The organism is Gordonia sp. CNJ-863, from assembly GCF_001942325.1.
Classification (GTDB): domain Bacteria; phylum Actinomycetota; class Actinomycetes; order Mycobacteriales; family Mycobacteriaceae; genus Gordonia; species Gordonia alkanivorans.
This window is the reverse complement of sequence record NZ_MKKG01000057.1, coordinates 1-5,880: the sequence shown is the minus strand read 5'-3', so window position 1 is coordinate 5,880 and position 5,880 is coordinate 1. Positions and strand designations below refer to the sequence as shown.

The 5,880-nt window shown below is 63.1% G+C and carries 6 protein-coding genes; 3 read left to right on the top strand and 3 right to left on the bottom strand.

Annotated features, from left to right (window positions below; translation table 11 throughout):
* Positions 1-2: 2 nt before the first annotated feature.
* Both BJF87_RS21570 and BJF87_RS21565 read right to left on the bottom strand, forming a co-directional pair.
* Positions 3-1,175: an Ig-like domain-containing protein gene (locus BJF87_RS21570; protein ID WP_075863879.1), complete on the bottom strand. Its 1,173-nt coding sequence runs from the start codon at positions 1,173-1,175 to the stop codon at positions 3-5.
* A 283-nt stretch (positions 1,176-1,458) separates the two neighbouring features.
* A complete protein-coding gene (locus BJF87_RS21565; RefSeq protein WP_316042976.1) occupies positions 1,459-2,049 on the bottom strand; it encodes a class I SAM-dependent methyltransferase in 591 nt (196 codons plus the stop codon).
* A 94-nt stretch (positions 2,050-2,143) separates the two neighbouring features.
* Between BJF87_RS21565 and BJF87_RS21560 the strand changes: the two genes are divergently transcribed.
* Positions 2,144-2,533, top strand: coding sequence for a winged helix-turn-helix domain-containing protein (locus BJF87_RS21560; protein ID WP_084813244.1), 390 nt, complete (start codon positions 2,144-2,146; stop codon positions 2,531-2,533).
* Between the two features lie 50 nt (positions 2,534-2,583).
* Positions 2,584-3,027 (top strand): signal peptidase II, encoded by a 444-nt coding sequence (lspA, locus tag BJF87_RS21555; RefSeq protein WP_075863876.1) that lies wholly within the window; start codon positions 2,584-2,586, stop codon positions 3,025-3,027.
* Positions 3,028-3,053: 26 nt separating this feature from the next.
* Here the strand turns inward: lspA and BJF87_RS21550 are convergent, their stop codons facing one another.
* Entirely contained in the window at positions 3,054-4,298 is a 1,245-nt protein-coding gene (locus BJF87_RS21550) for an Nramp family divalent metal transporter (RefSeq protein ID WP_075863875.1), read from the bottom strand.
* 378 nt (positions 4,299-4,676) lie between these two features.
* Between BJF87_RS21550 and BJF87_RS21545 the strand changes: the two genes are divergently transcribed.
* A partial coding sequence (locus BJF87_RS21545; protein WP_396246754.1) for a cytochrome c biogenesis protein ResB occupies positions 4,677-5,880 on the top strand: 1,204 nt, incomplete at its 3' end.

The following is a 5,880-nucleotide window of genomic DNA, read 5'->3' as shown; positions in this document are numbered from 1 at the left end:
GCTTAGGTGTCGGTGTTGCCCTTCTTCCACTGTGACCACGGGATGTTCCAGTCGCCGAGTCCATCGACTCCCGACAGCGTGTCGGCGTTGGTGTTCTTGACCGTGACGGGGTCACCGCGCAGGGTGTTCTTCACGAGCCATTCCGCGTCTGCGGGACTCAGGTTTGGGCAACCGTTGCTGACGTTGCTGTTGCCTTGGGCCGACATCGACCACGGCGCGCCGTGCATGTAGATGCCGCTGTAGGACATCTGCACCGCCCATTGAACGGGTGTGCGGTATCCCGCTGCGGACTCGACAGGCACTCCGTAGGTGGACGAGTCCATGATGATGTGCTCGACGCGATCTCCGATCATGTAGATGCCGCGGGGCGTCGGAGTGCTGTCTTTGCCGAACGAGGTCGGCATCGTGCGGATGACCTTGCCGTCTCGTTTGACGACGATCGTTTTGGTGTTGTCGTCGGCAACGATTTCCTGAGCTCTGCCAATGGTGAAGTCGTAGGACAAGTTCTCGTCGCCGTAGAGCCCGTCGCCGAGGTTGACTCCGTAAATGTTGACGGCGACACTGACTTTAGTGCCCGGTGTCCAGAAGCGTTCGGGCCTCCACCGGACCTCGGAGTCGCTGATCCAATAGAACGCACCCTGCATCTTGGGGTCAGACGACACGGTGATCGCCGCCTGCGCCTTCTTTCGGTCGGGGATGGGATCGGCGAACCGCACGCCGATCGTGTGGGCGATCCCGACGGTTTTCTCGCCGAGGATGGCCGCGCTGGTCAACGATTCCGGCGAGGTCGTGGTGAAACGTTGCGAGACGACCGATCGACCGCCCACGCCCACAGCCTCGGCTTGAACGGAATACCGCTTCGAATATCCCAGGGGCTGGGTGCTTGTCCACGTTGAGCCGTCCTCGCTCAGCAAGCCCGCCAAGGGACGGCCGCTGGCTGTGGGAATACGGACGTTAGTCAACGCGCCGCGACTGGCCGTGACAACAATAGGAAGCCCAGGTTCGACAACCGCGTTGGGCGCAAGTCGCCCGCCACCTTCAGTGGCCACAGCGATGGAAGGCTGTGTGATGTCGGCGAAGCTGTCGACGGCCTGAATCTCGTTGCTGAAGGCGGCACCTCCGGTCGAGCTGCACGAGGTCAACACCATCACCACCGCCGTCAGCGTTGCGAGCATCAGCAGTCGCGGAATACCGGCCCGGACCGACCAGCGACATTCACGAGAGCCCGAGCACTGCGGCTGCCCACCGTGAGTCGCCCGGCGATCACGTGGCTCTTCGGTAGCTCGAGTCCCTCTTACGCGGCCCATCGATTGTCGAACCCTCCCACTCGGCGCTGGACTAGGTTTACTAACCACGATAGTAGTTGAAGGCTGTGGGCTCCTTTACCCGCTGCACCGCGTGAGAGAAGGTTCGAAACGTCTCGTGGTGGGCGACCGCCGAGCCACCACGTCGACCTCACTATTGCCGTGTGGCGACACCCAACAGGTAGTCGCCGCCGATGCGTGTTCGCCACCGCTCGCCGACGTCGAGACCGTGGTGGGACAACTCGTGCAGGAATTCACCGGCGGTGAACCGATCCTCGCTCGGATGGTCAAACAGCACTTGGTAGGTCGGCCGAGCAAGGGCGGTCGCGGTGACCTCGTCAAAGAAGAACCGCCCACCCGGTTTGAGTACGCGGGCCACCTCGTCCAAGGCTTCCCGCCAGTTCGGGATGTGGTGAATGATCGCGAAGTCGAAGACTGCGTCATAAGTACCGTTCTGCCCGCCGCCGACGTCGTGAAATGCTGAACGCAGGTCCGTTGCGCTACCTCGGGCGAGGTGTGCCCTGCCGGTGTGTCGGCGTAGGCGGTGGTGAGCGCGAGAAATCATCGCCGGATCGAGGTCTACCGCGTCGACGCGCGCGGCGCCGAACTCGTCGAGGATCAGCCGGGTGCCGTACCCCGACCCGCACCCCAGCTCAGCAACGTGCGCTCCCGGGGTCCGTCCGCCCAGCGCAGTCAAGACACGCGCCTCGTAGCGCTGCAGCCACCGCCGGGGCGGCGAGTTCACCAGGACAGTCTCCATGCGGTTCATCAACATTGTTGACCACCCTCCCTCATCATCGGCGGAGACCGCTTATTATCGTCTGGTGACGATCAATAGCATGGATGGGTGTTGCACGTCGAGAGCCGGAACGAATGTGGACGCGGCGGTGGCGTTGTTTCACAGCCTGTCCGATAGCACCCGTTTGGCGATTGTGCGTCGTCTTGCCGGCGGGGAGGTCAGGGTCGCCGACCTGGTAGGGGAGTTGGGTTTGGCGCAGTCGACAGTGTCAGCGCATGTGGCATGCCTTCGCGACTGCGGGCTAGTTGAGGGACGCCCACAGGGTAGGCAGGTGTTCTACCGCCTCACTCGGCCCGAGTTGATGGACCTGCTGGCCTCGGCGGAGACCCTGCTGGCGGCCACTGGTAGCGCGGTAGCGCTGTGCCCGAACTATGCCGGCGACGCCGCCGCAGCGTCAGCGAGTTCTACCCCGGCTGGAGCCTTTACGTGACCGACGCGACGCCGGCAGTGACGAAAACACTCCACCCCCGAGGCGTTCTCATGGCCCTGGTTGTCGTGGTGACCTCCGTCGGGCTGGCAGTCAACTCCTTCGCTGTCAGCCGACTCACCGAGGGCAGTGCGGCCGATCTGGGAGTGCTCCAATTGCGGTTAGCGTTCAACCCCGGTGTTGCATTCAGCCTCGGTGATCAGCTGCCCAGCTGGGCCATACTCGCCGTGGCCGGGTTCATCACCCTCGCACTGGCCGGCTACGCAGTGCACGTCGCACCCGACGCGGGGGTCGCCGGCCGGATCGGATTTGCCGCGGTCCTCGGCGGCGCACTCACCAACCTGATCGACCGCGCCGCCGACGGCGTCGTCACCGACTACTTCCATACCGGCTGGTTCCCCACGTTCAACCTCGCGGACACATTCATCACCATCGGCGTCGTCCTGATCGTGCTAGATGTGTTGCGGCAAGAATGGTCAGCTCCGCGCGACGCCTAGGGGATCGAACCGTCGCGCGAACTCGCTTAACCGGCGACCGTCAGGTAGATCAAGGCGACGTTGAGCACGATGATGACCGCTGCAGTCAGCCAGGCCAGCGACGTGGTGACTCGATTGTTCACATCCTCGCCCATCAGCATCCTGTCGCTGGTGTAACGCACTAACGGAACCAGTGCGAAGGGGATGCCGAAGGACAGAACGACCTGCGAGACAATCAGAGCTCGGCTGGGATCAATTCCGATGGCCAACACTGTGATGGCAGGTATCAGGGTGATCAGGCGTCGGAGTATGAGCGGGATCCTGCGCTGCAACAGCCCGTCCATGATCATCGCGCCGGCGTACGCCCCGACCGAGGTTGATGCCAGACCCGAGGCAAGAAGCCCCAACGCGAACAGCAACGCCACCACTTGCCCCAAGGTGTCGGAGACCGCCGCATGCGCTCCGTCTATCGAATCAACCCCTTCACGGCCACGCAAAGTGGTTGCTGCCACCAGCAGCATGGACAGGTTGACCGCGCCCGCCAGCAGCATCGCCAGACCGACATCGATCTTCGTCACACGCAACAACCGCGACCGGATCGGCCCCTCCGGTTGATGGCCGTGTCGATCCCGCACCAAGCCTGAATGCAGATACACCGCGTGAGGCATCACCGTCGCACCCAACATGGCGGCCGCGATCAGCACGCTTTCCGATCCATCGAACCGCGGCAAGAGGCCCCCCACGACAGCCCCGGGGGGAGGTGGTGCCACGACGGTGCTTGTCAGAAAACCGATGGCAATGACAGCCAGCAAGCCAATGATCACCCGCTCGAACGGTTGCTGCCCTCTGCGGTCTTGGACAAGAAGTAAGACCATAGACACCGAACCTGTGACGACCCCACCGATGAGCAACGGCAGATCGAAGAGCAGATTCAGCGCGATAGCTCCGCCCACCACTTCGGCGAGATCGGTTGCCATAGCGACAATCTCAGCCTGCACCCAGTAGGAGAGCCTGGCGGTCCGCGACGCGCGCAGACGCACCGTCTCCGGCAATGACCTGCCCGTGACCACCCCGAGCTTGGCAGAAAGGAACTGCACCAACCCCGCCATCACGTTCGCAACCACGATCACCCACACAAGGAGGTAACCGAACTGGGCGCCGGCGCTGATATTGGACGCGACATTGCCGGGATCAACATAGGCGATGGCTGCGACGAACGCCGGACCAAGCAGTAGGGACCCCGACCGAGCTCGCGCGAGCCGCGGACGAGCCGAAGCCATGACCTCTCGCATTGCCGCCCCTCAGTCACAAAGTTCGGTCTACCGAATAAAACTATTCGATACACCGTAGTTGATGGGGCGGCACATGACGAGACTTGGGGAGCTTGGCTGGTGGGGCGACGTCTTCGACGGCCCGGAAGTGCGAGCGCGCCGCAGCGGGGCGCATCACCGCTTGTCATCTGCGTACCGAAATACTACGCTACGTAGTATTTCGATGTGGGCAGGAAGAGCAGGTGAGACCCGGATGGCGATGCGGGCGAGGAAATCCCGGCGGCCGATGGTGCTGGGAGTCGACTGGCAGACAGCTAAGGACCACGTCGCCGACCGCGCACTTCGTTCTCTCGCGAGTGATGACGACTTCCAGGGTGCGGCGTTACCCATACGACGACGATGATGCACACCGGCACCATCGAAGCGCCGACGCCGCGACGACCACGCCGCCGACTCAGCCCCCTACCCAGATTGTGGCGTTCGCTGACGTCGATGAAAACAGCACTCATGCTGCTGTTCCTGTTGGCCGCGGCGGCAATCCCGGGCGCTCTGCTGCCGCAGCGCCCACTCAACGAACAGAAAACAACCCAGTACATTGCCGACCGCGGCGCCCTCGGCACGTGGATGGACAGACTGCAGCTCTTCGACGTCTTCGCCAGCTCGTGGTTCACCGCAATCTACGTCCTGCTGTTCGTGTCGCTTGTGGGCTGCCTCACCCCCCGCATCCTCGAACATCTGCGCGCGGTGCGAGCCCGTCCAGTTCCCGCGCCGCGCAACCTCACCCGCCTGCCGCGGCACCTCGAGGACACCGTAGAAGGAACACCCGAAGAGGTTGCTGCCCTCATCAACGCCAACCTCCGGGGCTGGCGCCGAGCCACCACCACACGACCAGCGACTACGCACCGACCCACCGCAGCCGTAGAGATCTCGGCAGAAAAGGGTTACCTCCGCGAGTGGGGCAACCTCGTGTTCCACTTCGCTCTAATCGCCTTGCTGATATCGATCGCGGCCGACAAACTCTACGGCTACGAAGGCACCCGTAGTCTCGTCGCCGATGGCACACAAGGGTTGTGCAACACCTCGACCGCGGTTTATGACTCATTCCGCGCAGGCAGCCTCGTCGATGGCACCGATCTCTCACCATTCTGTGTCCGCGTCGAGGGCTTCGATGCCCGGTTCCTGCCGAGCGGTCAGCCCGACATGTACGAAGCCGACGTCACCTACACCGGGGACGTGCGACAGTCCGATCCCGATACGTGGAGCACTGCACGCGTCCGAGTGAACGAACCGCTGCGAGTAGCTGGCGACCGCGTCTATGTCCTCGGCAACGGCTTCGCACCGACGTTCACTGTGACGTTCCCCAACGGTGAGCAACGCACTCAGACAGTGCTGTTCATTCCCGACAACTTGCAGACGATGCTGTCCTCCGGCGCGGCCCGTTTCGATACCCCAGCCGGCCTCTACCCCGACGCAGACGAACGTCGCAATCGACAGATCGCGATCGAGGGCCTATTCGCGCCCACCGCAGCATTCCAAGGAACCCTGCTCACCTCATCGTTTCCCGTGCCGAATGATCCGTATGTGGCGATCAGGATCTACCAAG